At 69.7% G+C, this 21,627-nt stretch carries 17 protein-coding genes and 5 pseudogenes; 13 read left to right on the forward strand and 9 right to left on the reverse strand.

Going from position 1 to position 21,627, the window contains the following annotated elements; translation table 11 throughout:
* Positions 1 to 204: 204 nt before the first annotated feature.
* Positions 205 to 1,623: an amidase gene (locus tag A6302_RS05245; protein WP_069306162.1), complete on the forward strand. Its 1,419-nt coding sequence runs from the start codon at positions 205 to 207 to the stop codon at positions 1,621 to 1,623.
* Between the two features lie 221 nt (positions 1,624 to 1,844).
* On the opposite strand, the gene proC is transcribed toward A6302_RS05245, so the two are convergent.
* The 3 genes from proC to A6302_RS05260 form a co-directional block, all read right to left on the reverse strand.
* Complete coding sequence (gene proC, locus A6302_RS05250) at positions 1,845 to 2,666, reverse strand: pyrroline-5-carboxylate reductase (RefSeq protein WP_069306163.1); 822 nt, start codon at positions 2,664 to 2,666, stop codon at positions 1,845 to 1,847.
* Positions 2,667 to 2,830: 164 nt separating this feature from the next.
* On the reverse strand, positions 2,831 to 3,331 hold the full coding sequence (locus A6302_RS05255; protein ID WP_069306164.1) for a type III secretion system chaperone family protein: 501 nt from the start codon (positions 3,329 to 3,331) through the stop codon (positions 2,831 to 2,833).
* Positions 3,332 to 3,870: 539 nt separating this feature from the next.
* Entirely contained in the window at positions 3,871 to 4,071 is a 201-nt protein-coding gene (locus A6302_RS05260; protein ID WP_425349118.1) for an accessory factor UbiK family protein, read from the reverse strand.
* Between the two features lie 297 nt (positions 4,072 to 4,368).
* Between A6302_RS05260 and lgt the strand changes: the two are divergent.
* The 6 genes and pseudogenes from lgt to A6302_RS05285 form a co-directional block, all read left to right on the forward strand.
* Positions 4,369 to 5,181: pseudogene (lgt, locus tag A6302_RS21960) on the forward strand (prolipoprotein diacylglyceryl transferase); the annotation flags it as partial.
* Positions 5,182 to 5,242: 61 nt separating this feature from the next.
* A pseudogene (locus A6302_RS21965) lies at positions 5,243 to 6,318 on the forward strand (class I SAM-dependent methyltransferase).
* Between the two features lie 283 nt (positions 6,319 to 6,601).
* On the forward strand, positions 6,602 to 7,372 hold the full coding sequence (gene pgeF, locus A6302_RS05270) for a peptidoglycan editing factor PgeF (RefSeq protein ID WP_069306166.1): 771 nt from the start codon (positions 6,602 to 6,604) through the stop codon (positions 7,370 to 7,372).
* Positions 7,373 to 7,389: 17 nt separating this feature from the next.
* Positions 7,390 to 8,543: pseudogene (locus A6302_RS05275) on the forward strand (M24 family metallopeptidase).
* Positions 8,544 to 8,857: 314 nt separating this feature from the next.
* Positions 8,858 to 9,277 (forward strand): hypothetical protein, encoded by a 420-nt coding sequence (locus A6302_RS22715; protein WP_069306167.1) that lies wholly within the window; start codon positions 8,858 to 8,860, stop codon positions 9,275 to 9,277.
* 288 nt (positions 9,278 to 9,565) lie between these two features.
* Positions 9,566 to 10,498 (forward strand): ribose-phosphate pyrophosphokinase, encoded by a 933-nt coding sequence (locus A6302_RS05285; protein ID WP_069306168.1) that lies wholly within the window; start codon positions 9,566 to 9,568, stop codon positions 10,496 to 10,498.
* A 92-nt stretch (positions 10,499 to 10,590) separates the two neighbouring features.
* Here the strand turns inward: A6302_RS05285 and A6302_RS05290 are convergent, their stop codons facing one another.
* Positions 10,591 to 11,118, reverse strand: a complete 528-nt coding sequence (locus A6302_RS05290; protein WP_245293926.1) for a YcxB family protein — start codon at positions 11,116 to 11,118, stop codon at positions 10,591 to 10,593.
* Positions 11,119 to 11,430: 312 nt separating this feature from the next.
* On the opposite strand from A6302_RS05290, the gene A6302_RS05295 reads away from it, so the two are divergent.
* The 4 genes from A6302_RS05295 (at position 11,431) to A6302_RS05310 (ending at position 15,013) form a co-directional block, all read left to right on the forward strand.
* A complete protein-coding gene (locus A6302_RS05295) occupies positions 11,431 to 12,048 on the forward strand; it encodes a 50S ribosomal protein L25/general stress protein Ctc (RefSeq protein WP_069306170.1) in 618 nt (205 codons plus the stop codon).
* A gap of 106 nt (positions 12,049 to 12,154) precedes the next feature.
* Complete coding sequence (gene pth, locus A6302_RS05300) at positions 12,155 to 12,862, forward strand: aminoacyl-tRNA hydrolase (RefSeq protein WP_069306171.1); 708 nt, start codon at positions 12,155 to 12,157, stop codon at positions 12,860 to 12,862.
* Between the two features lie 32 nt (positions 12,863 to 12,894).
* Complete coding sequence (gene ychF / locus A6302_RS05305) at positions 12,895 to 13,989, forward strand: redox-regulated ATPase YchF (RefSeq protein WP_069306172.1); 1,095 nt, start codon at positions 12,895 to 12,897, stop codon at positions 13,987 to 13,989.
* Positions 13,990 to 14,176: 187 nt separating this feature from the next.
* Positions 14,177 to 15,013 carry a hypothetical protein gene (locus A6302_RS05310; protein WP_069306173.1) on the forward strand — a complete coding sequence of 279 codons (837 nt, stop codon included), beginning with the start codon at positions 14,177 to 14,179 and terminating at the stop codon, positions 15,011 to 15,013.
* A gap of 24 nt (positions 15,014 to 15,037) precedes the next feature.
* Here A6302_RS05310 and A6302_RS05315 read toward each other — a convergent pair whose 3' ends face one another.
* Positions 15,038 to 15,931 carry a protein-methionine-sulfoxide reductase heme-binding subunit MsrQ gene (locus A6302_RS05315; RefSeq protein WP_210183269.1) on the reverse strand — a complete coding sequence of 298 codons (894 nt, stop codon included), beginning with the start codon at positions 15,929 to 15,931 and terminating at the stop codon, positions 15,038 to 15,040.
* Positions 15,932 to 16,379: 448 nt separating this feature from the next.
* Here A6302_RS05315 and A6302_RS05320 point away from each other — a divergent pair.
* Positions 16,380 to 17,790: pseudogene (locus A6302_RS05320) on the forward strand (alanine/glycine:cation symporter family protein).
* 194 nt (positions 17,791 to 17,984) lie between these two features.
* Entirely contained in the window at positions 17,985 to 18,776 is a 792-nt protein-coding gene (locus tag A6302_RS05325; RefSeq protein WP_210183270.1) for a sulfotransferase-like domain-containing protein, read from the forward strand.
* An 89-nt stretch (positions 18,777 to 18,865) separates the two neighbouring features.
* Here the strand turns inward: A6302_RS05325 and A6302_RS05330 are convergent, their stop codons facing one another.
* The 4 genes and pseudogenes from A6302_RS05330 to fliI all read right to left on the reverse strand — a co-directional run bounded on the left by A6302_RS05330 (position 18,866) and on the right by fliI (position 21,577).
* Positions 18,866 to 19,249, reverse strand: coding sequence for a VOC family protein (locus A6302_RS05330; RefSeq protein ID WP_069306175.1), 384 nt, complete (start codon positions 19,247 to 19,249; stop codon positions 18,866 to 18,868).
* 94 nt (positions 19,250 to 19,343) lie between these two features.
* Positions 19,344 to 19,652, reverse strand: a complete 309-nt coding sequence (locus tag A6302_RS05335) for an addiction module antidote protein (RefSeq protein ID WP_069306176.1) — start codon at positions 19,650 to 19,652, stop codon at positions 19,344 to 19,346.
* Positions 19,653 to 19,750: 98 nt separating this feature from the next.
* A pseudogene (fliJ, locus tag A6302_RS05340) lies at positions 19,751 to 20,157 on the reverse strand (flagellar export protein FliJ).
* 67 nt (positions 20,158 to 20,224) lie between these two features.
* Positions 20,225 to 21,577 (reverse strand): flagellar protein export ATPase FliI, encoded by a 1,353-nt coding sequence (fliI, locus tag A6302_RS05345; protein WP_069306177.1) that lies wholly within the window; start codon positions 21,575 to 21,577, stop codon positions 20,225 to 20,227.
* Between the last annotated feature and the right edge of the window lie 50 nt (positions 21,578 to 21,627).

Consider the following 21,627-nt stretch of genomic DNA (forward strand, 5'->3'; position numbering starts at 1 on the left):
GGGCGGCATGCGCGCCATGATCAAGAGATAGGGGACCGGAGGTCGCCGTGCACCCCCCTTGTGCAGACGCCGCGCGAAGGGCGCCGGCCGCAAGATGCCTGCCGTCACGGTATCCCCGCAAACCGGCGAGGGGCATGGAAAGGCACGGCCATTGCATGCAATTCTGAGATTACCTTTGTGAATCAAGCCAACGAGGACCGCAGGATGAGCACCGAACCGCTGTACTACCGTTCCGCGACCGAGCTTGCCGGCCTGCTCCGCGCCCGCGAGATCTCCGCCATCGAGGTGATGAAGGCCTTCCTCGGCCGGATCGAGGAGGTCAATCCGAAGCTGAATTCGATCGTCACCCTGATGCCGGAAAGCGCGGCGCTGGCGCTCGCCGAGGAGGCCGACCGCAAACTGGCCGCCGGCGATCCGGCCGGCATCCTCCACGGCCTGCCGACCGCCGTGAAGGACCTCAACAAGGTGAAGGGCTTTCCGACCAGCTACGGCACCCGTGCCTTTGCCGAGGCCGCTCCGGAAACCGAGGACGCGCTGTTCGTCAAACGCCTGCGCAGCGCTGGCGCCCTCGTCATCGGCAAGACCAACACGCCGAGCTTCGGCGTCGGCACCCTCGCCTTCAACGAGGTCCATGGTGTCACCCGCAATCCCTGGGACCTCGCCCTGCACGCCGGCGGATCGAGCGGCGGCGGCGCGGCGGTGGCCGCCGGCATGCTGCCGATCGCCGACGGCGGCGACAGCGGCGGCTCGATCCGCTACCCCTCGTCCTTCTGCAACACGGTCGGGCTGCGCACCTCGCCGGGCCGCGTGCCCTTCGAGGCGGTCGGCGACGGCTGGACGCCGCATGTGGTGCTGGGGCCGATGGCCCGCTCGTCGCAGGATGCCGGCCTGCTGCTCGCCGCCATGGCGGGGGCCTCCGACGTCGCGCCGATCGGCCTTGCCGAGGATCCGGCGATCTTCCTGACGCTCGCCGACGTGGATCTCTCCGATGTGCGCATCGCCTGGAGCAAGGATGCCGGCGGCCTGCCGGTGTCGCCGGAAATGCGCGCCGCCTATGCCGGCGCCCGGGCGAGGCTGGAGAGCCTCGGCTGCACGATCGACGACGTGGAACTCGACCTCTCCACCGCCGACCGCGCCTGGGAGGCGATCGAGATGTTCGGCTTCTACACCGACGCGCCGGCGCTGGTGCACAGCCGGCCGGACCTGTTCCGCCCCGACTATGTGCGCAACATCCGCCAGGGCGCGGCCACCGACCCGGCGGAACTGGCGTTTGCCACCCGCGAGCGCACGGCGATCTTCCAGCGCACCGCCGCGCTGCTCCACGACTACGACGTGTTCGTGACCCCGGCAACGCCGGTGACCGCCCCGCCGGCCGAGGTGGAATGGGTGGCCGAAATCGACGGCACGGTGTTCGACCGCTACTTCCTGTGGCAGCGCATGGCGTGCCGGCTGACCATGACCGCCCATCCGATCCTCGTCACCCCCGGCGGCTTCACCGAGCGCGGCCTGCCCTTCGGTCTGCAGATGGTCGGCCGGATGCGCGGGGAACACGCCCTGCTCTCCCTCGGCCACGCCATCGAGACGGCCACCGGCTGGGCGGCGATGCGGCCGACGGGCATCTGAGGCGGGCGGTGATGGAGGGCTGAGACAGGAGGGCGCGGGGCCAAGAGGCGCTGCGCAACCCCTCGGTTGTCATCCCCGGCAAGCCGAGCGACAGCTCGGGTTGGGAAGGGGATCCAGAAGGCAGCTTTTGAATTCCGTAGCCGGCTTCTGGATCCCCTTCCCGTCGGCGCTGCGCGCCGCCGCCGGGGATGACAAGTACCGCGGACCAGCCACCGTCCGCTTCAGCCCCCCGCGAGTTCCCTCGAACGGCGGGTGGCGGCGGCGACGGCCTTTTCCATCAGCGGGCCGAGGCCGTCCTCGGCCATCAGCACCTGCAGGGCGGCGAAGGTGGTGCCGTTCGGCGAGGTGACGTTCTCGCGCAGGGTGGCGGCGGGCAGGGGCGACATGCGCAGGAGTTCGCCGGAGCCGACCACGGTCTGGCGGGCAAGCTTCTCGGCAAGATCGGCCGGCAGGCCGGCGGCGCGGCCCGCCGCGGCCAGCGCCTCGGCGAGGAGGAACACGTAGGCCGGACCGGAGCCGGACACGCCGGTGACGGCATCGATCAGCGCCTCGTCGTCGATCCACGCCGTCTCGCCGACCGCGTTCATCAGCGCGGTGACGAGCGCGCGGTCGCCCTCGCTCACCGCCGCATTGCCGACGCAGACCGACATGCCGCGCCCGACCTGGGCCGGCGTGTTCGGCATCACCCGCACCACCGGCCCGGCGCCGAGCCCGGCCGAAAGGGTGGCGAGCGTGGTGCCGGCGGCAACCGAGACCGTGACCGTGCGCGGCCCGAGCACGCGGCTGGCGGCATGCAGCACCGAACCCATGATCTGCGGCTTGACGGCGAGCACCACCACCGCCGGCGTGAGGCCGATGTCCTCCAGCCGGGCGGCGTGGCTGACGCCGCGCAGGGTGAAGGTTTCCGCCAGCGGCGACAGCGTCGGGTCGACGATCGTCACCGACGCCGGGTCGAGCCCCTGGTCGAGCCAGCCGTCGAGCATGGCGCCGCCCATCTTTCCGGCGCCGACGAGAACGAGGGGAGCGGCGGTGGCGAGCGACATGGGAACAACCTCGTGGACATGGCGCGGCGGACGGTCACCGGCGCGAAACAAGAAAAAAGGCCCCCGCCGAATGGCGGGAGCCCTTGATAGCCTTGATCGGGAGGGAACGGGAACCGGTTTCTGCCGCAGGTCCAGCCCTGGCCAACGCCTGCGGCTCGCCGGGGTCACGCCTCGCCGACGGTCTCGATCATCGCCATGTCCAGCGATTCGCGGGCGGTCTTGCCGGCCCAGACCACGAACTGGAACGCCTGGTAGAAGCGCTCGCAGGTCTCCAGCGCGGTCTCCAGCATCCGGCCGATCTGCTCGTCGGTCGCCTCGAGGCAGCCGGCGAGCAGCAGCCCGTGCCGGTACATCACCACGCCCTCGTCCTGCCAGAGATCGAAATGACCGATCCAGAGCTGCTCGTTGACCAGCGACAGCAGCCGCACGACCTCGGTGCGCCGTGCCTCGAGCACCTTGATGTCGAAGGCGCAGGCGAGATGCAGCGATTCCAGCTCTTCCATCCACGTGAACGACACATGGTAGTCGCACCAGTGGCCGGTGACGGACACGGTGATCTCCTCCTCGCCGGACCGCTCGAAGGTCCAGTCGTTGTGGGCGGCGATCAGCTCGATGTTGTCCACGGGATTTGCGGGGCGTTCGGTCGAGATATCGATGAGGGTCATGGCGACCTCCAGAGGTTGCGACTGACGAGACCGTGCCCGGCCGGGCCGGACCCGGGCAGGAGCCTCTGACCAACCGGCTGCAGACTCGGCATCGTCACGGCGGACGACGCCCGGACCTGCAGGCCGGCCACCGGCCACGGCCGAAACGGATCAACGGATCCGGTCCCCGCACCGCGGCCACTCTTTCCACGCCGGCTGACCGCCGGCCGCAGAATCCGCATGCATCCCTCATGCGCACCGGCCCCGATGCCCCGGACGGGGCGCTGCCGCAAGGCACGGGCCGAAGCGCGAATCCGAACTTCCTGAAGACTATAGAGCGCCCCCGGAAATTTACGAATGGTTAACGCGGCCCGGATCGCGGTGCGGTGGACAACCGCATGTGGAATGGCGGCAGACGTGGCACATCGGCCACAGCGGAAGAGCAGGAAGCCGCGGGACGCCGGTCGGCGGCAGGGCACGCCTGAACCCCTGCCGGCGGACGGACCGCACGCGGCAGACGCCTTGCAGACGTGGGAACCGGGACGAATCGCGGAACCGTCTCAGGCACCGTCGACCGGCTCGTCCGGCAGCGGGCCGGCACCGGTGGCAGTCGGCAGCCTCGCTTCCAGATCCTCGATGCGGCGGGTCAGGCGCTCGACCTCGGCAAGGGCCTTCACCGCCAGTTCGCGGACGATCTCGATATCCTCGCGCTTGGCAAGGTCCATCTCGGAGACGAACCGTTCGCCCTGCGAACGGAACATGGTCTCGACCTCGCGGCGGGCGCCCTGCGCGCGCCGGCGGCGTCGGTCATCAGCTTGGCAAACTCGTCGAACAGGCGGCCCTGGGTCTGGGTCATCGTCGTCTCCGTGACATGTCATCCGCGCAGGTTGGCCGGGCAGTGTCCGGCGGCGCGGCGCTTTCCTGCAAGATGGGCGGTCGGGCGCGTCAACGCAAGGCGGCCGATCCGGGGGAGACGGGGCGGAGGCCCTGCCCGGCTTGACGCGGGCCCGCGCTTTCGACCAACGTGCCGCCGCCCGCGACCGGAGACGACACGCCCCATGCTCGCCCTGCCCTTTCCGGCCATCGGCCCGGACATCGTCAGTATCGGTCCGTTCGATCTCGGCGGATTCGCGCTCGGCCCGTTTGCGCTGCGCTGGTATGCGCTCGCCTATGTGGGCGGCCTCATGTTCGGCTGGTGGTATCTGCGCCGCATGGTGCGTACCGACCGGCTCTGGGCCGGACGGACGCGGCCGGACGAGATCGACATCGACGATCTGCTGGTGTGGATGACGGCCGGCGTCGTGCTCGGCGGCCGCATCGGCTACGTGCTGTTCTACGATCTCGGCGCCTATCTCGCCGCCCCCTCGGAAATCCTGAAGGTCTGGCACGGCGGCATGTCGTTCCACGGCGGCCTCGCCGGCACGGCGCTCGCCATGCTGATCTTCGCCCGCCGCCGCGGCCTGTCGGTCCGCACCCTGTTCGATCTGTCCGCCGCCGCCGTGCCGCTCGGTCTCGGGCTCGGCCGCATCGCCAACTTCATCAACGGTGAGCTCTGGGGCCGGGTCACCGACGTGCCCTGGGCCGTGGTGTTTCCCCGCGAGGCCGCCGGCTGGGTGCCGCGCCATCCGAGCCAGCTCTACGAGGCGGCGCTGGAAGGCGTGGTGCTGATGGCCGTCCTCACCGTGCTGGTGTGGAAGCGGCAGGCGCTGGCCCGGCCCGGCCTCGTCACCGGCGTGTTCGGCATCGGCTACGGCCTGTCGCGGATCGTCGTGGAGCATTTCCGCATGCCCGACCCGCAGGTCGGCTACCTCGCCTTCGACGTGGTGACCATGGGCATGGTGCTGTCGGTGCCGATGGTGCTGATCGGCCTCGCCTTCGTGCTGGCCGCGCCGAAGCGCCGGCCGGGACGCGCGACACGCCCGATCCGGACCGATGACCCCGCGGCCGGGAACCACGCGGCTCGGCGCGCGGATCGCCGGGCTGATCCGCGCGGGCGGGCCGTTGTCCGTCGCCGACTACATGGCGCTCTGCCTCGGCGATCCGCAGGACGGCTACTACATGGCCCGCGAGCCCTTCGGCGCCGCCGGCGACTTCGTGACCGCGCCCGAGATCAGCCAGATGTTCGGCGAACTGATCGGCCTCTGGTGCTTGGCGAATGGCAGAAGATGGGCGCGCCGGCGCGGGTCGCGCTGGTGGAACTCGGCCCCGGGCGCGGCACGCTGATGGCCGACGCCCTGCGCGCCGCCGCCGTCCGGCCCGACTTCCGCCGGGCGCTGGAGGTGCATCTGGTCGAGACCAGCGCGCGGCTGCGGGCGCGGCAGGCCGAGGCGCTCGCCGGTGCCGCGCCGGTCTGGCACGACGACATCGCCAGTCTGCCGGACCTGCCGCGGATCGTGATCGCCAACGAATTCTTCGACGCCCTGCCGGTGCGCCAGTATGTGAAGACCGGCGCCGGCTGGCTGGAGCGCGTGGTCGGCCTGTCTCAGGACGGCGAAAGCCTCGCCTTCGGCCTTGGCCCCGGCCGGCCCGATCCGGCCGAACTGCCCGAGGATGCGGCCGGCGCGCCGCAGGGCGCGATCGTCGAGGTCGCCCGCCCGGCGGCGGCGATCATGGCGCGGCTGGCCGAGGACGCCGTGCGCCACGGCGGGGCGATCCTGGCGATCGACTACGGCCACGCCCGCTCCGGTGTCGGCGACACGCTGCAGGCCCTGCGCCACCACGCCTTCACCGACCCGCTGGCCGAGCCGGGCCTCGCCGACCTCACCGCCCACGTGGATTTCGCGGCGCTGGCCCGGGCAGCCCGCGGCGCGGGCGCCCAGGTCGACCCGGTGACGACGCAAGGCGACTTCCTGCTCGCCCTCGGCCTCGTGGAACGCGCCGGGACCCTCGGCGCCGGCAAGGACGCGGCGACGCAGGAGGCGCTCCGGGCAGCGGTGACGCGGCTTGCGGGCAACGGGCCTGGCGAGATGGGGGAACTGTTCAAGGTGCTGGTGGTTCGGGGTGCGTGAGGGGTTTGGTGGTCACGCTCCGCATGAGGCCTCGCATTTCCCCTCTCCCCCAGGGGGAGAGGGTGGCCCGAAGGGTCGGGTGAGGGGGGCGGCCACAGGGGTCGCGTCGCCCGTCAGCCCCCTCATCCGGCCGCTGCGCGGCCATCTTCTCCCCCGAGGGGAGAAGGGTTTTCCCTCACCAGCACACTCCGATCCGGCCGCCGCCCTCAAGACACCCGCCCCGCCCTTTGACAGGCGCGCCCATCCCCGCCACCATCCGCCCCCGTTCGAAAGGTGCTTCGCGATGATGATCCAGTCCCCGGCACTGGCCGCCCTGCCCGGCATTCGCCACGGCTTCTTCACCCGCGAGGGCGGCGTCTCCACGGGGATCTATGCCTCGCTGAACCTCGGCGTCGGCTCGAACGACGACCGGGCGAATGTCATGGAAAACCGCGCCCGCGCGGCGACCGCGCTCGGCGTTGCGCCGGACCACCTCGTTTCGGCCTACCAGATCCACAGCCCGGACTGCCTCGTCGTCACCACGCCGTGGGCGCCGGAGGACAATCCGAAGGTGGATGCGCTGGTCACCCGCACGCCCGGCATCGCGGTCGCGGCCGGTTCGGCCGACTGCGGGCCGATCCTGTTTGCCGACGCGAAGGCCGGCGTGGTCGGCGCGGCGCATTCGGGGTGGAAGGGCGCCTTCACCGGCGTGCTGGAATCGACCGTCGACACCATGGAGCGCGAGGGCGCGCGCCGCGCGGACATCGTTGCCGTGATCGGGCCGATGATCTCGCAGCGCGCCTATGAGGTCGGCCCGGAATTCCTCGCCCGGTTCCTCACCGCCGATCCGGCGAACGCCGCCTTCTTCGGCCCGTCGGAACGCGATGGCCATGCCATGTTCGACCTGCCGGCCTATATCGCCATGCGGCTGAAGGCCGCCGGCGTCGGTCTCGTGGGCAGCACGGGCCTGTGCACCTATGCCGACGAGGCGCGCTTCTTTTCCTACCGCCGCATGACCCATCGCGGCGAGCCGGACTATGGCCGGCACCTGTCCGCCATCGCCCTCGTCGCCTGACGCCTCCCGGAGTTTCCATGGCCCTTCACTTCGACAGTTCCGAATTCGAGGCCCGGCAGGATGCGCTGGTGGCCGGGATGACCGAGCGCAAGCTCGACGCCATGCTGCTGTTTGCCCAGGAAAGCATGTACTGGCTGACCGGCTACGACAGCTTCGGCTTCTGCTTCTTCCAGTGCCTCGTGGTGCTGCGCGACCGCCGCACCGTGCTGCTGACCCGCCTGCCGGACCTGCGCCAGGCCCGCCACACCTCGATCATCGAGGACATCCGCCTGTGGGTGGACCGCGGCGAGGCGAGCCCCGTCGGCCAGCTCAAGGACCTGCTCGACGACCTCGACCTGCTCGGCGCCAAGATCGGCATCGAATACGACACCCACGGCCTGACCGCCAAGAACGGCCGCGCCCTCGACGACGCCTGAAGACCTTCGCCGACCTGTCGGACGCCTCCGACCTCATCGCGGCGCTGCGCACCATCAAGTCGCCGGCCGAGGTCGCCTATGCCCGCGAGGCCGGGCGCCTCGCCGACCTCGCCTTCGAGGCCGGCATGGCCGAGATCCGCCCCGGCGCCGACGAGGGGAAGATTCTCGCGGCCATGCAGGGCGCGGTGTTCGAGAATGGCGGCGAATATCCCGCCAACGACTTCATCATCGGTTCGGGCGCCGACGCGCTGCTGTGCCGCCACAAGGCCGGCCGGCGCAAGCTCGACGCGAGCGACCAGATCACCCTGGAGTTTGCCGGCACCTGCCGTCATTACCACGCGGCCCTGATGCGCACGGTGGTGGTGGGCGAGCCCGGCACCCGGCATCTGGAGCTTTACGCCGCCGCCCGCGAGGCGCTGGAGGCAGTGGAGGCGGTGATGCGGCCCGGCAACGTGTTCGGCGACGTGTTCGACGCCCATGCGGCGGCGATGGACGCCCACGGCCTGATGCAGCACCGGCTGAATGCCTGCGGCTACTCGCTGGGTGCGCGCTTCGCCCCGAGCTGGATGGACTGGCCGATGTTCTACCGCGGCAACAAGGCCGAGATCCGGCCGAACATGACGCTGTTCGCCCACATGATCCTCGCCGACTCGGCAACCGGCACCGCGATGACCCTCGGCCGCACCTATCTCACCACCGAGGGAGACCCGGAGCCGCTGTCGAAACTGTCGCTCGACCTGCCGGTCGTGCGCTGACACGGCCCGGCTTGCCAGAGGCGCCGTAAAATCGGATGGTTCGCCCCGCCGACGAAGCGCCGCAGGGGCCGACGCAGCGCCGCAGAGGCCGACGCGGCGCAGAGGATGGAGCAGACCGACATGACGGACAGGACGCCGACCCGCCTACAGCCGAGCCGCCGACGGTTTATCGCCGGGCTCGCCGCCAGCGGCGCAAGCCTCCTTCTTGCCGCCTGCCAGAGCCGCACCGGCGGCCAGACCGCCTCGACCACGTCGTCGCCGCAGCGCGCCACCCTCACGCCCCGCCGGATGCGACCCGGCCGAACCGCGCGCCCGTGCAGGGCTCCGCCGCCACCTTCCGCTTCGACCAGATGCTGGGCCTGCCCACCACCCAGGCCGACGATCTCGCCGGCCGGATCGGCAGCCGCGCCCGCAGCCGCGGCCTGGCCCTCGTGCGCCAGGGCGACCCCAACGCCTCCTACCGGGTGCTCGGCTATCTCTCGGCCGCCGGCGACGACAAGGGCACCGCCGTTTCCTACGTGTGGGACGTGATGGACCCGAACAACCGCCGGCTCCACCGCATCTCCGGCTTCGAACTCGCCGGCGACGCCGGCGGCGACCCGTGGTCGGGCGTCAGCAGCACCACGCTCGACGCCATTGCCGCCCGCACCGTGGAGGCGCTGGCCGCCTGGACCAACCTGCCGCCGCCCTCCCCGGCCGCGCCGCAGATCGCCGCCGGCGGCACCTCGATCTGATCGGGGATCTGATCGGGGATCTGATCCTGATCCTCCCGGCAGGCGCCTCCGGGCGCGGATCACGGCGTCCGGATCGTTGCGACCGGTCCCCCGAATTTGCCCGCTGCGGCATCACGCTGTGGATGGCCGTGCCCGCGGCGACGGAGCTGTGCCTGCGGCGCTGTTTACACGGCGACGAGGACACTGATATACCGCGCCTTCCGCGGGAAAAGGCCATCGGCCGCCGCTCGAGGTGCCCCGTCGCATGGAGCCCGCCCGCTCCGTGACGTTTGTCAAGGATCAGGCTCCATGAAGCTCGTTGCCGGCAATTCCAACCGCGCCCTTTCCGAAGCGATTGCCGACTATCTCGATGCGCAACCGACCCGCTGCTCGGTCCGCCGCTTCGCCGATCAGGAAATCTTCGTCGAGATCCAGGAGAACGTGCGCGGCGAGGACGTGTTCGTCATCCAGTCGACGAGCTATCCGGCCAACGACAACCTGATGGAGCTGCTGATCCTGGTCGACGCGCTGCGCCGCTCGTCAGCCCGCCGCATCACCGCGGTGCTGCCCTATTTCGGCTATGCCCGGCAGGACCGCCGCGCCGCCGGCCGCACGCCGATTTCGGCCAAGCTGGTCGCCAACCTGATCACCCACGCCGGCGTCGACCGCGTGCTGACCCTCGATCTCCACGCCGGCCAGATCCAGGGCTTCTTCGACATCCCGACCGACAACCTCTATGCCGCGCCGGTGCTGACCCGCGACATCAAGGAACGCTACAAGCTCGACAACACGGTGATCGTCTCGCCGGACGTCGGCGGCGTGGTCCGCGCCCGCGCGATCGCCAAGCGCATCGATTCCCCGCTCGCCATCGTCGACAAGCGCCGCGAGCGGCCGGGCGAATCGGAAGTGATGAACATCATCGGCGACGTGGAAGGCCGCGACTGCATCCTCGTCGACGACATCGTCGATTCGGGCGGCACGCTGTGCAACGCCGCCGAGGCGCTGCTCGCCGATGGCGCCACCTCGGTCACCGCCTACATCACCCACGGCGTGCTGTCGGGCGGCGCGGTCGCCCGCATCGCCGCCTCCAAGCTCAAGGAACTGGTGATCACGGACTCGATCGAGCCAACCAGCGCGATCGCCGGCGCCCGCAACATCCGGGTGATCTCGGTCGCCACCCTGATCGCCGAGGCCATCGCCCGCACCGCCAACGAGCAGTCGGTGTCGAGCCTGTTCGACTGAGGCGGGCCGGCGAGGACTGCGGGTCACGCGGGTTCTGCCTCTCCACCGTCTCCGCCGGCCATGCGGCAGCTTTGCCTCAGCCCGTCCCCCCCTCAGCCCGTCGTCCGCGCCAGAACCTTCCGCCGCGCCACGTGGCTCGACAGGTCCATGATCTGCGCCTTCGTCAGGACGCGCTTCGGCAGGATCTCGGCCAGCTGCGGCGTATCGTAGAAGACGAACAGGTCGCGGCTCTCGCGGGCGTCGTGGAGTTGCTGCCAGCCGCGCTTCGTCTCCTTCCGCCCCTCGCGCCAGGCGATGCCGGCGTCCGACCACGACAGGCGGCGCGGCGCCTGGAACTGCGGGTTGCGGGCGAACTGCCGGCGCGCGTTGGCCGGCAGCTGCAGATGCCAGCCGGCGAAATGCAGGATCGCCGTCACCGGCACCATCACCACCTGCGACAGCAGGGCGCGGGTCAGCGGATCGCCGGGGATCACGAAATAGGTGATGGCGGAGCCGGCCATGTGGGTGCCGCTGATCGAGCGCCTGAGGCCCCGGAGGAACACCGCCCGGCTGGCGGCCAGCACGTCGGCCTCGGTCAGCTGGTAATCGACCGATCCGCCCGTCTCGCCCGTCTCGTCCATCTCGTCCACAGCATGGTCCTCCCGCGGACAGGTGGCACGCGCCCCCGTCTCTTGCGGGCGGAACGGTACGGGCGGGCACGGTCCGTGTCCATCATGCGGGGCCGGACAAACTGTTGCGAATTCCGTCACCGGCGGGTGTTGCAAGGGGCCTGCAGCGCGGATTTCCGGGAATTCCGCCGCTGGCAGCTTGAGAAAACGGCGCGCATGGCCTATAAGCCCGCCGACCCGGTTCGCACCCCTGGAGGCAGCCGGGCGATGCCGCTTGGAAAAAGCGGCGTCTCAATCCAATCATCTCTTTGAGGAGAAGCACCGATGGCTCAGAACTATGAGCTCAAGGCGACGGTGCGCGAGCGGGTCGGCAAGGGGGCCGCGCGTGCACTTCGTCGCGAAGGACTGGTACCGGCCGTGATCTACGGGGACAAGAAGTCTCCGATCGCGATCTCGATCCCGTCGAAGGAAACCACCCTGCGTCTGCATGGCGGCGGCTTCCTGACCCACGTCGTCACCATCGACGTCGACGGCGAGAAGATCGACGTGATTCCGCGCGACTACCAGCTCGACCCGGTCAAGGACACCCTTGTCCACGTCGACTACCTGCGCGTTTCGGCCTCGTCGAAGCTCACGGTCGACATTCCGGTGCATTTCCTCAACCAGGACACCTGCCCGGGCATCAAGCGCGGCGGCGTGCTGAACATCGTCCGCCACGAGGTGGAGATGGAAGTGTCGGCCGACGCGATCCCCGAGTATATCGAGGTCGATCTGGCGGGCGCCGAAGTCGGTGACTCGATCCACATCTCGGCCGTGACCCTGCCCAAGGGCGCCCGTCCGGTGATTTCCGACCGCGATTTCACGATCGCCACCATCGCGGCCCCCGCCGCGCTGAAGTCGGAAGAAGCCGGCGCCGACGCCGAGGCCGACACGGCGGAGTGATCCGCCGGCCGTCGATGCATCCCTTCGCCGCTGCGGAACCCCGCGGCGGCGAAGCCGTTTTCCGGACCCGCCCGATCCCGGCGGCTCAGTCTCGGGGCAACTCGCCATGCTGCTGATCGCAGGTTTGGGCAATCCCGGCGCCCGCTATGCCGGCAACCGCCACAACATCGGCTTCATGGCGGTCGACCGCATCCATGACCTGTACCGCTTCGGTCCGTGGCGCTCGAAGTTCCAGGCCGAGATCGCCGAAGGCACCATCGACGGCCAGAAGGTGCTGCTGATGAAGCCGCTCACCTTCATGAACGAGAGCGGCCGCGCGGTCGGCGAGGCCGCGCGCTTCCACAAGATCGCGCCCGGGCAGATCGTCGTGATCCATGACGAGCTCGACCTGCCGGCGGCGAAGATGCGGGTGAAGACCGGCGGCGGCCACGGCGGCCACAACGGCCTGCGCTCCCTCGACGCCCACCTCGGCAAGGACTACCGCCGCATCCGCCTCGGCATCGGCCATCCGGGCGACAAGGACCAGGTCCACAACCACGTGCTTGGCGACTTCCACAAGGTCGACCGCGAATGGATCGACCCGCTGCTGGACGCGCTGGCGGCGCAGGCGCCACTGCTGGTCGCCGGCGAGGACGAGACATTCGCGAGCAAGGTGCATCTGGCGACCGCGCCGGACAAGCCCGCGCGCAAGCCGAAGCCCGCCGCCCCTCCCGCCCCGGCGGCCCCCGCCGACATCGCGGCCCCGACCCGGGCCGCCGACACTCCGAAGAGCGCCCTCGCCGAGGGTCTTGCGAAATTGCTGCGCCGGGACTGACCGGTCCGCGCCCGTTGAAAGGTTGAAGTGACATGGGTTTCAAGTGCGGCATCGTCGGCCTGCCGAACGTCGGGAAATCGACGCTGTTCAACGCCCTGACCAAGACGGCGGCGGCGCAGGCGGCCAACTATCCCTTCTGCACCATCGAGCCGAACACCGGCGACGTGGCCGTGCCCGACCCGCGGCTGTTCAGGATTGCCGCGTCCGCCAAGTCGGCGAACATCGTGCCGACCCGCCTCACCTTCGTCGACATCGCCGGCCTGGTGCGCGGCGCGTCCAAGGGTGAGGGCCTCGGCAACCAGTTCCTCGCCAACATCCGCGAGTGCGATGCGATCGCCCACGTGCTGCGCTGCTTCGAGGACGACGACATCACCCACGTCGAGGGCCGGGTCGACCCGATCGCCGACGCCGAGACCATCGAGACCGAGCTGATGCTCGCCGACCTCGAAAGCCTCGAGCGCCGGGTGATCCCGCTGCGCAAGCGGGCCCAGGGCGGCGACAAGGACGCGAAGGAACAGGTCGAGCTGATGGACGCGGCGCTGACGCTGCTGCAGGCCGGACAGCCGGCCCGGCTGGTCGACGTGCCGAAGGGCCAGGAGAAGGCCTTCGCCATGCTCAACCTGCTCTCGTCGAAGCCGATCCTCTACGTCTGCAACGTCGAGGAGGCTGCGGCCGCCACCGGCAATGCCCAGTCCGCCCGGGTGTTCGAGAAGGCGGCCGCCGAAGGCGCGCGCGCCGTGGTGATCTCGGCCGCCATCGAATCGGAGATCGCCCAGCTGCCGGCCGAGGAACAGGCCGACTACATGGAGGCGATCGGACTGGAGGAGCCGGGTCTCGACCGGCTGATCCGCGCCGGCTACGAGCTGCTCGGCCTGATCACCTATTTCACCGCCGGCCCGAAGGAGGCCCGCGCCTGGACGATCACCAAGGGCACCAAGGCGCCGGGCGCCGCGGGCGTGATCCACACCGACTTCGAGCGCGGCTTCATCCGCGCCCAGACCATCGCCTACGAGGATTTCGTGACGCTGGGCGAAGTCGGCGCCAAGGACGCCGGCAAGGCCCGGGACGAAGGCAAGGAATATGTCGTCCACGACGGCGACGTGATGCTGTTCAAGTTCAACACCTGAGCGGTGACACGGACCGGCGACACGGGCCTGTGACATGGGCCTGTGACATGGGCCAACTACATGGGCCCGTGACGGAGTGCGCGATTGCTGTCAGGCTGATTCATCGTGGCGGGTATCCCCGGATTCGGGCCCCCGCCGCAGGCGCATCGGCCGGGGGGCCGGCGATCTTCAACGGGGGGAGGCGCAGATGGGCGACACGGGGCATGATCGCGGAGCGCCGGCGCAAAGCCTGCTCTTCTTCACCTGCGCCACGGGCTACTACGAGAATTTCGTCGTCCCCTACATCTATTTCGCGGCCCGGCACAACAAGGGCGCGAAATTCGAGTTCATTGTCAGCGATCTGAAAAGCTTCACGGCCAAGAACGGCGCGGCGCTGGGCTGGCTGGAGAAGACGCTCGGCGTTCGCCCGCTGATCCGTGACCTGCATGACCTGCCGGTGCGCTCGAAGAACGAGAACGCGCTGCGCTTCATCAACACGCCGATCCAGACCGCGAGCCACGTCTACATCGGCGATGTCGACATCCTGATCTTCGACGACGTCATGGCCTGGCACCAGCCCGTGTTCGACGTGGGGCTGCCCTACAGCAACATCATCCGCAAGGGCACCAGGCGGCTCAGCGGCCTGCATTTCACCACCTGGGACGGGTATTATCCGATCCCGCCGCTCGGCGACCTGATGGCGCGCTACAAGAACGACGAGGAACTGCTCTACGCCATCGTCGCGCGCAAGGGATCGCTCTACGATCTCGCCCTCTACCGCGCCCTCGTGAAGGGCCGCCCGGTGCACGGCGTCCACATGAGCCTCAACCGGCTGCCCTTCTCCGCCCCGGCGGAACGCGCGGCGTGGGGCATCACCTATCGCTACATGGCGGAATTCGAAGCCATCAGCCGGACGCCGGAATTCGAGAGCTTCTACGAGACGCTCTACGCCGGTCCGGCCCAGATCCTGCTGAACCTCATCTTCCTCTCGCGCGGCGTCTGCGACTACGGCGAGGACTTCCTCCAGGCGAAGGTGCGGCGCTGACGGCCTTGCGGCCCGTCCTCATGCTCAGCCCGGCGCGGCCTTGCGCGGCCGCGGCGACGGCGCGCCCCGGACCGCGGCGAGGCCCGCCGCCAGCAGCGCGAAGGCGACGCCGGCGATCAGTGTCAGCAGCGCCGGGCGCAGGCCGACGTCGAGGTCCACGGCGAGATTGGCGCCGAGCACCCGCAGCGGGTCGACGCCGGTGGCAAGCGCATACCAGCCGGCTTCCAGTCCGGCGGTCAGCGGCGCGGCGGCAAGCGCCACCACCAGCGCGGTGCCGACGGTGGGCGGGGCCTTCAGCCGCAGCGCGAGGCGCAGGCCGATCAGCACCACGAACAGGCCGGCGTGAAAGGCCGGCTGGCTGGCATCGATCTTGACCTGCATGAAATAGTGCAGCAGCCCGAGGATCGTGATCGCGTAGATGAGCGCATGCAGCCGTGTCCAGTTGCGGCCCATCCGCCGGATCATCGCATCGGTCGAGGTGACGCCGAGGGCGGCAAGGCCGAGGATCGCGACGAAGCCGATCGTGAGATAGACGCGACGGACGATTTCGGACGCGACGCGGACGAGGTCGAAGCCCTGGTCGGCGACGTAGAGGCCGAGGTGGGCGAGCGCGTAGAACAGGGTGGCCAGCCCCAGCATCCGCCGCACCGCGATGATCTTCGGGAAGCGGCTGAATCGCGCCAGTGGCGTCACCGCCAGCGTCGCCAGCAGGAAGCGCACCGCCCAGTCGCCGGCCTCGTGGATCGCCGCCGTGTAGGGCCGCGGCCCGAGCGCGCCGCCGAGCAGCGGATCGCCGCCCAGGGCGGTCCCGGGAGGGCGGGACCGGGCAATGCAGGCCCCGGAAGCGCCGGTCCACCGATCCTGCCGGCCGCGTCGAGGCCGGGAAGCGGGACCGCGCCGGGCCCGAAGCTGCGCCACAACGCCACGGCCAGCAGCACGGCCGGCAGCAGGGTGGCCGCGAAGACCACGGCCTTCAGCAGCGAGAAGCGGCCGGTCCGGTCGTTCCAGGGGCGGGGTAGCGAAAGCGTCATCGGCGATCCTGTCCGGACGGCATCCCGCGTCCGGATCCAGAGGGCAAGGGCAGGATCCGCGCGTCGCGCGACTGCGCCCTTGATCATAGCGCAGCTCACGGCGCTGTCGCGTCACGGTCATTCACGTTCGCGGCAGAGCGCCGTGACGTCAGCGCCATCGTTCGGTCGAGCCTGCTTTCCCATTGATTGAACGATCAAATGCGCATTTGCCGGGCAAATGTCGACGTGTTTTTCCGCTTGCGGCCAGGCTGCTGATCCGCTCCGATGAAAGTCGTAGCCGGCGGAGGACGAAAGCCGCCCGCTGCCCGATCGGACATCGCGCGGGAGGGGCCGTCATGGTTGACGCCGTCATCGACTTTCTGAACACGATCTTCTGGAACTACGTGCTGGTCTACGGCCTTCTGCTCGTCGGCATCTTCTTCACGCTGCGGCTCGGCTTCCTCCAGTTCCGCCATTTCCCCGAGCTCTTCAAGTCGGTGATGGGTTCCTCCAAGACCGATTTTGCCGGCATCACGCCCTTCCAGGCGCTGTGCACCTCGCTCGCCTCGCGCGTCGGCACCGGCAACCTCGCGGGCGTCGCGGTCGCGCTCTATCTCGGCGGCCCCGGCGCGCTGTTCTGGATGTGGATGGTGGCTCTCGTCGGCCTCGCCACCGCCTATTCGGAATCGACGCTGGCCCAGCTCTACAAGGTCAAGGACGGCGAGGGCCGCTACCGCGGCGGGCCGGCCTTCTACATCGCCAAGGGCCTCGGCGCCCCCTGGGCCGGCGCGATCTTCTCGGTCTGCCTGATCCTCGCCTTCGGCCTCGTGTTCAACGCCGTGCAGGCCAACTCCATCGCCGACGCCATGCAGGGCGCCTTCGGCGCGGACAAGCTGCTGGTCGGCCTCGGCCTCGCGGTGCTCTCCGGCATCGTCATCTTCGGCGGCATCCGGCAGATCGCCCGGATCGCCGAAATCATCGTGCCGTTCATGGCCGTCGCCTATCTGGCGCTCGCGCTCGTGGTGGTGGCGATGAACATCACCGAGGTGCCGGCGGTCCTCGCCCTGATCGTCAAGAGCGCCCTCGGCATCGACGCGGCCGCCGGCGGTGTCTTCGCCGCAATGCTCAACGGCATCAAGCGCGGCCTGTTCTCCAACGAGGCGGGCATGGGCTCGGCCCCGAACATCGCCGCGGTGGCGACACCGGACCCGCACCATCCCTCGTCGCAGGGCTTCGTGCAGGCGCTCGGCGTCTTCATCGACACGATCCTGATCTGCACCGCCACCGGCATCATGATCCTGCTGTCGGGCGCCCTCGTCGCCGACAGCGGCGTCACCGGCACGCAGCTCACCCAGGACGCGATGGTCACCCACATCGGCGAGGCCGGCCGCTACTTCATCGCCATCGCGATCTTCTTCTTCGCCTTCACCTCGATCATCGGCAACTATTCCTATGCCGAGAACGCCATGGTCTTCCTCGGCATCGGCAACAAGACCGGCATGACCGTGCTGCGCGTGGCCTGCCTCGCATGGTGGTCTGGGGCGCCTACGAGAGCGTCGCGACCGTGTTCACGCCGCCGACGCGTCGATGGGCCTGATGGCGACGATCAACCTCGTGGCGATCTGCCTGCTCTCCGGCACGGTCGCCAAGCTGACGAAGGACTATCTCGCCCAGCGCAGGTCGTCCGGCGACCCGGTGTTCCACGCTGCCGACTATCCGGAGCTGAAGGGCGAGATCGACGAGGCGATCTGGTCGCGCCAGCCCTGACGCCCGGCGTGCAGGCACTGTGAGCAGGGGCCGCGGATCCGATGACCCGCGGCCCCTGCATTGTCCGGTGCTGGCAGCGCCGGCCGGACCGCGCCCGACGATTGCAGCTCGCCCGCCTGCGCGATCTCCCCTATATGGAAAACGAGTGCGGGAAGGCTCCGGACGCCTTCGGAGCCCGCAGGACGGAGGACGGCGTGAGCGAGGCGATCGAGAGGCAGGACGGCGTGGTGCGGATCGCGATGTGGTCGGGTCCGCGCAACATCTCCACCGCGATGATGCGGTCCTTCGGGGCCCGCGCCGACAGCGTGGTGGCCGACGAGCCCTTCTATGCCGCCTATCTCGCCGCGACCGGCCTCGACCACCCGCTGCGTGCCGAGGTGCTGGCCGGCCAGCCGACCGATCCGGACGCGGTGGTCGCCGGCCTGTTCGCCCCCCTGCCCGCGGGCAAGACCGTGTTCTACCAGAAGCACATGACCCACCACATGATCCCCGGTTTCGACCGGAGCTGGACGGAGCGGGTCGCCAACGCCTTCCTGATCCGCCGGCCGGAGGACGTGCTCGCCTCCTATGTGGCCAAGCGCGAGGACGTGACGCTGGAGGACATCGGCTTTCTCCAGCAGGCGGAGATCTTCGACCGGCTCGCCGACCGCCTTGGCGCCGCCCCGCCGGTGGTGGAGGGCAACGACGTGCTGGCCGCGCCGTCGAAGACGCTGACGCTGCTCTGCGCCGGCCTCGGCATTCCCTATGATCCGGCGATGCTCGCCTGGGAGCCCGGCCGCCGCGCCACCGACGGCGCCTGGGCGCCGCACTGGTATCACGCGGTGGAGGCCTCCACCGGCTTCGGCCCGCCGCGCGAGGGCATCGAGGCGAGTAGCCTGCCCGATCACCTGCGCGCCATCGCCGACGCCGCCCGCCCGGCCTACGAGCGCCTCGCCGCCCACGCCCTGCGCCCCGGCACGCTGACGACGACCGCGCCGCTGGGGTGAGCGGGCATGGCCTGAAGGGTCTGCGGCCCGGCATCGCGCAGGCACAGGCACCGGACAGCAGGATCAGCCGATGAGGCCGCGCCGGCCGCTCACGCTTCGGCGCAGGACGTCATCCAGCCGGCCACGGCGCCCGAGGCATCCTTGACGATGCCGAAGCGGCCGACCCCGGGAATGTCGCTCGCCGGCCGCACAACCTCGCCGCCGGCCTCCGCGACCTTGGCAAGCCGCGCATCCACGTCGTCGACCTCGATATAGGTGAACCAGTGGGCGGGCATGCCGTCGAACATCGGGCTCGTCAGCCGGAAAAGGCCACCGACGCGCTCGGTCCCGGAAAAGATGATCCAGTAGGGCTCGCCCTCGCCCATCGGCATCGGCTCGAAGCGCCAGCCGAGGGTCGCGGCATAAAAGGCCTTGGCGGCCTCGACGTCCCAGGTTTCAAGCTCGGTCCAGACGATGGTTCCGTGGGCGGGCATGTGGGTTCCTCCCTCTGCGCGTCCGGCAGCGGTGTCTGCCGGGACCAGAAGGATGGCACAGGACCGTGACGGCGCAAGGACGGACGGAACCGGATCAAGCGGGCGGCGTCTGACGTCCGTGGGCCGTGGCCGTCAGTTCGATGCCGAGGGCCTTCATCACGGCGATCGTCGTCTTCAGCGTCGGATTGCCGTCCGCGCTGAAGGAGCGATAGAGTTGCTCGCGCGACAGGCCCGTCTCGTTGGCGATCTGCGCCATGCCCCTGGCCCGCGCCACGACACCCAGCGCATGGGCGATATAGCCGGCGTCCTCCGAAGTGAAGGCTTCCGTCATGAAGGCCGCAATGACCTCATCGGAGGTCAGTACTTCCGCAGGATCGAATGTCGTCAGTTTCGATGCAGTCATCAGAAAAATGTCGTCAAAGAACTACTAAATATCAAGCCGTCCGATATGGCGACAGTCATGGCAGGTCGCGCCATGTCGCCTTAGTCCCGAACCCTCGCTCACCGCATCGCCCGCTGCGTCGCGATCTCGTCCAGCTGGTCCTGTTCGGCCGCGTCGAGAGCGTGGCGGGCGCGTTCCTGGTCGCGCTCTTCCATCAGTTCGATCTTCTTGAGGTCCTCGACCGCTTCGGCGAGCGCGTCCTGGGCGGCCTCGAGCTGGTCCTTGAGGTCGTCGGCGGAGGCGCGCAGGTTGTCGCGGCGCTGCATCGCGCCTTGGCGAAGGTCGGATAGGCGAAGTGGGTGATGTCGGTGATGCCGGCGCGGGTCTGCTCGGCGACGATCTGCTCGTCGAGTTCGCCCGCCATGCGCCGGAATTCGGCGATCATCGCCTCGATCTGGTTCAACTGCCGACGCTTCTCGTCGACCTGGAACCGTCGCAACCGGATCAGACTGTTACGCGCCTTCATCACTCACACTCCCGGTGGGACGGAGCGGCCGCGCCGGCTCCACCGCCCACGGCGGAGGGCCGCGCACTCAGGGGCCGCTGCTCTCAGGACCCAACCTTAACCCCGTTGCGGTTTCCAAAAGGTTGGCGAGGTCGGAATAACCCGCATGGCGCCGGGTGCACTCGCCCTTGCCCTGGCGCAGGAAGGTCTCGACCGGCTCGTTGAGGCGGATCGCGGCGTCCACCTCCGGGTTGGTGCCCTTGCGATAGGCGCCGAGCCGGATCAGCTCCTCCATGTCGCCATAGGTCGCCATCAGGCGCTTGACCTCGCGCAGGAGATCGCGCCACTCCGGCTCGACGCAGCCCGGCATCGTCCGCGACACGGATTTGAGCACGTTGACCGCCGGATAGCGGCCGCGCTCGGCGATCGCCCGCTCCATGACGATGTGGCCGTCGAGAATGCCGCGCACGGCGTCGGCGATCGGCTCGTTGTGATTGTCGCCCTCGACCAGCACGGTGAACAGGCCGGTGATCGACCCCTCCCCCGGCCGGCCCGGCCCGGCCCGCTCCAGCAGGCGCGGCAGTTCGGTGAAGACGGTGGGCGTGTAGCCCTTGGAGGTCGGCGGCTCGCCGGCGGCCAGGCCGATCTCGCGCTGGGCCATGGCAAAGCGCGTGACCGAATCCATCAGGCACAAGACATCCTTGCCCTCGTCGCGAAAATGCTCGGCGACGGTGAGGGTGAGATAGGCGGCCTGGCGGCGCATCAGCACGGATTCGTCCGAGGTCGCCACCACCACCACCGAGCGGGCAAGGCCCTCCTCGCCGAGGTCGTCCTCGATGAACTCCTGCACCTCGCGGCCGCGCTCGCCGATGAGGCCGATCACGGCGACGTCGCAGGCGGTGTTGCGGGCGAGCATGGAGAGAAGCACCGACTTGCCGACGCCCGAGCCCGCGAAGATGCCCATGCGCTGGCCGCGGCAGCAGGTGGCGAAGGTGTTGAGCGCGCGCACGCCGAGATCGATCGGCGCGCCGACGCGGGTACGCTCGTTGGCGGGCGGCGGCGGGCTGCGCAAGAGCTTCTCGTGCGGGCCGAAGGGCACCGGCCCCTTGCCGTCGATCGGCTCGCCGAGCGCGTTGACCACCCGGCCGAGCCAGCCGGTGGCCGGGCGCATGGTCGAGGCGAGCGAGGTGATTGCCGCCTTGGCGCCGAGGCGCACGCCCTCCAGCGGACCGAAGGGCAGGCACAGCGCCCGGGCATCGCGAAAGCCCACCACCTCCATCGGCACCTGCGCGCCGCCGAAGCCGGAGACGGTCAGCCGCGTGCCGACGCTCATTTCCTGGATCGGCCCGGCCACCTCGACCAGTAGGCCCTGCACGGCCGCCACGCGCCCGTAGATCTCCAGCGTGGGAATGCGCCGGATTTCTCCGATGAGACGTTCCATGGGCCTGTCCCTGCCTGATTCGCCGCCTGTTACATTTCTTTCCGGATTCT

Source organism: Methylobrevis pamukkalensis (genome assembly GCF_001720135.1).
Lineage (GTDB): Bacteria > Pseudomonadota > Alphaproteobacteria > Rhizobiales > Pleomorphomonadaceae > Methylobrevis > Methylobrevis pamukkalensis.

Coding starts and splice junctions, on each gene's coding strand:
- A6302_RS05335 (WP_069306176.1), bottom strand. CDS start 19,652: ATGACTGCATCGAAACTGACGACATTCGATCCTGCGGAAGTACTGACC.
- A6302_RS05255 (WP_069306164.1), bottom strand. CDS start 3,331: ATGACCCTCATCGATATCTCGACCGAACGCCCCGCAAATCCCGTGGAC.
- A6302_RS05245 (WP_069306162.1), top strand. CDS start 205: ATGAGCACCGAACCGCTGTACTACCGTTCCGCGACCGAGCTTGCCGGC.
- pth (WP_069306171.1), top strand. CDS start 12,155: ATGCTGCTGATCGCAGGTTTGGGCAATCCCGGCGCCCGCTATGCCGGC.
- A6302_RS05290 (WP_245293926.1), bottom strand. CDS start 11,118: ATGGACGAGACGGGCGAGACGGGCGGATCGGTCGATTACCAGCTGACC.
- A6302_RS05330 (WP_069306175.1), bottom strand. CDS start 19,249: ATGCCCGCCCACGGAACCATCGTCTGGACCGAGCTTGAAACCTGGGAC.
- proC (WP_069306163.1), bottom strand. CDS start 2,666: ATGTCGCTCGCCACCGCCGCTCCCCTCGTTCTCGTCGGCGCCGGAAAG.
- ychF (WP_069306172.1), top strand. CDS start 12,895: ATGGGTTTCAAGTGCGGCATCGTCGGCCTGCCGAACGTCGGGAAATCG.
- A6302_RS05285 (WP_069306168.1), top strand. CDS start 9,566: ATGAAGCTCGTTGCCGGCAATTCCAACCGCGCCCTTTCCGAAGCGATT.
- A6302_RS05295 (WP_069306170.1), top strand. CDS start 11,431: ATGGCTCAGAACTATGAGCTCAAGGCGACGGTGCGCGAGCGGGTCGGC.
- pgeF (WP_069306166.1), top strand. CDS start 6,602: ATGATGATCCAGTCCCCGGCACTGGCCGCCCTGCCCGGCATTCGCCAC.
- A6302_RS05310 (WP_069306173.1), top strand. CDS start 14,177: ATGGGCGACACGGGGCATGATCGCGGAGCGCCGGCGCAAAGCCTGCTC.
- A6302_RS05260 (WP_425349118.1), bottom strand. CDS start 4,071: ATGTTCCGTTCGCAGGGCGAACGGTTCGTCTCCGAGATGGACCTTGCC.
- fliI (WP_069306177.1), bottom strand. CDS start 21,577: ATGGAACGTCTCATCGGAGAAATCCGGCGCATTCCCACGCTGGAGATC.